This window comes from Myceligenerans cantabricum (genome assembly GCF_054777735.1).
Window position 1 is genome coordinate 1 of the sequence record NZ_BAAHAJ010000018.1, and the last position, 3,518, is coordinate 3,518.

At 58.3% G+C, this 3,518-nt stretch carries 2 rRNA genes; both read right to left on the reverse strand.

From position 1 onward, the window contains the following. Positions 1-99: ribosomal RNA gene (rrf, locus tag ACYU96_RS19990) — 5S ribosomal RNA — on the reverse strand; the annotation flags it as partial. Positions 100-224: 125 nt separating this feature from the next. Next, positions 225-3,334, reverse strand: a 23S ribosomal RNA gene (locus ACYU96_RS19995). Positions 3,335-3,518: the final 184 nt, after the last annotated feature.

Consider the following 3,518-nt stretch of genomic DNA (forward strand, 5'->3'; position numbering starts at 1 on the left):
CTCCCACCCCCTCCCAGGGGCAGTACCATCGGCGCTGTAGGGCTGAGCTTCCGGGTTCGGGATGGGACCGGGCGTTTCCCCTACGCTATGACCACCGAAACGATCATCGAGATGTTCGACCTGGAACCGGGCCCCCTCCTTGCCTCTCCCCGTGTGGGGGGTGGGGGGTGGTTGGTCGTTTCTCGGGAACCGCATAGTGGACGCGACACATCAGGACGTGTGTGTTGTTGAGGTTGTCGGCAGGTTAGTACCGGTCAGCTGCAACCATTGCTGGTCTTCCACCTCCGGCCTATCAACCCAATAATCTGTTGGGTGCCTTCCCACGCCCGAGGGCGTGGTGGAGACTTCATCTCGAAGCAGGCTTCCCGCTTAGATGCTTTCAGCGGTTATCCCTTCCGAACGTAGCCAACCAGCCGTGCTCCTGGCGGAACAACTGGCACACCAGAGGTTCGTCCGTCCCGGTCCTCTCGTACTAGGGACAGCCCTTCTCAAGTCTCCTGCGCGCGCAGCGGATAGGGACCGAACTGTCTCACGACGTTCTAAACCCAGCTCGCGTACCGCTTTAATGGGCGAACAGCCCAACCCTTGGGACCAACTCCAGCCCCAGGATGCGACGAGCCGACATCGAGGTGCCAAACCATGCCGTCGATATGGACTCTTGGGCAAGATCAGCCTGTTATCCCCGGGGTACCTTTTATCCGTTGAGCGACCACGCTTCCACAAGCCATGGCCGGATCACTAGTTCCGACTTTCGTCCCTGCTCGACCTGTCAGTCTCACAGTCAAGCTCCCTTGTGCACTTGCACTCGACACCTGATTGCCAACCAGGCTGAGGGAACCTTTGAGCGCCTCCGTTACATTTTAGGAGGCAACCGCCCCAGTTAAACTACCCACCAGGCACTGTCCCTGGACCAGATCATGGTCCGAGGTTAGATGCCCGAAGCGATCAGAGTGGTATTTCAACGTTGACTCCACCCGACCTGGCGGCCGGGTTTCACAGTCTCCCACCTATCCTACACAAACCGCACCGAACACCAATACCAAGCTGTAGTAAAGGTCCCGGGGTCTTTCCGTCCTGCTGCGCGTAACGAGCATCTTTACTCGTAGTGCAATTTCGCCGAGTTCGCGGTCGAGACAGCGGAGAAGTCGTTACGCCATTCGTGCAGGTCGGAACTTACCCGACAAGGAATTTCGCTACCTTAGGATGGTTATAGTTACCACCGCCGTTTACTGGGGCTTAAATTCTGAGCTTCGCTTACGCTGACTCGTCCTCTTAACCTTCCAGCACCGGGCAGGCGTCAGTCCGTATACATCGTCTTGCGACTTCGCACGGACCTGTGTTTTTAGTAAACAGTCGCTTCTCCCTGGTCTCTGCGGCCCTCAACGCTCCCCCAGCAAGTGGGTTCACGCCTCGGGCCCCCCTTCTCCCGAAGTTACGGGGGCATTTTGCCGAGTTCCTTGACCACGATTCGCTCGATCACCTTGGTATTCTCTACCTGACCACCTGAGTCGGTTTGGGGTACGGGCGGCTAGTCCCTCGCGTCGAGGCTTTTCTTGGCAGCAGAGGATCACCGCGTTCCCACTATGTGGTCACCATCAGCCCTCACCCTCGTGCACAGCGGATTTACCTACCGTGCGGGCTACAACCTTGGACGTGGACAACCATCGCCACGTGCGGCTACCTTCCTGCGTCACCCCTGTTAACACGCTTACCTACTACCAGATCAGGTCCCACGCCTCCTCTGCGGTGCGACCCGAAGGCCACGATGCAGGATCGGGATGGTTAGTATCACCGGGTTCGGTATGGACGGTCCTTCGCCGGTAGGAGAATATCAACTCCTTGTCCATCGACTACGCCTGTCGGCCTCGCCTTAGGTCCCGACTTACCCAGGGCGGATAAACCTGGCCCTGGAACCCTTGGTCATTCGGTGGACGGGATTCACACCCGTCATTCGCTACTCATGCCTGCATTCTCACTCGTGCAGCCTCCACCCCTGGATCACTCCGGGACTTCACCGGCTGCACGACGCTCCCCTACCCAACCACACACCTGAACAAGGAACGAGTCCCTCGCTGAGCTGTACGTGTGGTTGCCACGGCTTCGGCGGTGTGCTTGAGCCCCGCTACATTGTCGGCGCGGAATCACTTGACCAGTGAGCTATTACGCACTCTTTCAAGGGTGGCTGCTTCTAAGCCAACCTCCTGGTTGTCTGAGCAACTCCACATCCTTTCCCACTGAGCACACGCTTAGGGGCCTTAGCCGGCGATCTGGGCTGTTTCCCTCTCGACCCACGGAGCTTATCCCCCGCAGTCTCACTGCCACGCTAACTTGACCGGCATTCGGAGTTTGGCTGACGTCAGTAACCTTGTCGGGCCCATCGGCCATCCAGTAGCTCTACCTCCAGCAAGCAACACGTGACGCTGCACCTAAATGCATTTCGGGGAGAACCAGCTATCACGGAGTTTGATTGGCCTTTCACCCCTAACCACAGGTCATCCCCCAGGTTTTCAACCCTGGTGGGTTCGGGCCTCCACACCGTCTTACCGGCGCTTCACCCTGCCCATGGCTAGATCACCCCGCTTCGGGTCTAGACCCGGCGACTCCAACGCCCTGTTCGGACTCGCTTTCGCTACGGCTACCCCACGACGGGTTAACCTCGCCACCGAGCACTAACTCGCAGGCTCATTCTTCAAAAGGCACGCCATCACCCCAGCTAGGGAGGCTCTGACGGATTGTAGGCACACGGTTTCAGGTACTATTTCACTCCCCTCCCGGGGTACTTTTCACCTTTCCCTCACGGTACTTGTCCGCTATCGGTCATCAGGGAGTATTTAGGCTTACCAAGTGGTCTTGGCAGATTCACACGAGATTTCACGGGCCCCGTGCTACTCGGGATCGCCTCCACCAGGCCACGCCATTTCACCTACGGGACTCCCACCCTCTACGGTCCGGTATTCAACCCGGTTCGGCTATAACGCGACTTTATGACTGGCTCGAACCCTGTCAGAGATTCGAAGAGGATCCCACTACCCCGCACACGCAACGCCTGACAGCTTGACACGCGCACGGTTTAACCTCATCCGCTTTCGCTCACCACTACTCACGGAATATCTCTTCCTGCCGGTACTGAGATGTTTCACTTCCCGGCGTTCCCTCCACACGCTCTATACATTCAAGCGCGGGTAACCCCACATGACTGGGGCTAGGTTCCCCCATTCGGAAACCCTCGGATCACAGCTCGTCTGCCAGCTCCCCGAGGCTTATCGCAGGCTACAACGTCCTTCGTCGGCTCCTGATGCCAAGGCATCCACCCTGTGCCCTAAAAAACTTCAACAACACTACGCAGAACACACGAGCCAACAGGCCCGCATGTCCAGAGATGCTCGCGTCCACTATGCAGTTCTCAAGCAACGAACGAACCCGCCGACCCACCGAGCGACCAACCCCGCGAACAGACCCCGCACCCCCTCCCCACCACAAAGACAGCAGAGAGACCAGCAAGACCCACACGAAGCGGT